General features: G+C 73.0%; 1 pseudogene. It reads left to right on the top strand.

Annotated elements, in window-relative coordinates:
* Nucleotides 1-278 (top strand): annotated as a pseudogene (locus KVT32_RS29895) (2-octaprenyl-6-methoxyphenyl hydroxylase); the annotation flags it as partial.

Raw genomic sequence — 278 nt, 5'->3', positions numbered from 1 at the left:
GCGGCGCCGGCCCGGTCGGCCTGGCGCTGCCCGCCCTGCTCGCGCGGCGCGGCATCGAGGGCAAACGGATCGCCCTGATCGACGCACGCGCGCTTGGCCAGTCGATTTCCGACCCGCGCTCGATCGCGCTGGCCTGGGGCAGCCGCATGCTGCTGGAAGAAGTCGCTGCGTGGCCATTCCCGGCGACCCCGATCCACAGCATCCACGTCTCGCGCCGCGGCCACCTGGGACGCAGCCTGCTGGACCGCGACGAACAAGACCTCGAGGCGCTCGGCTAC

Source organism: Achromobacter sp. GbtcB20 (assembly GCF_019091095.1).
GTDB classification, from domain to species: domain Bacteria; phylum Pseudomonadota; class Gammaproteobacteria; order Burkholderiales; family Burkholderiaceae_B; genus Achromobacter; species Achromobacter mucicolens.
This window is presented reverse-complemented; position numbering and strand designations above follow the sequence as displayed.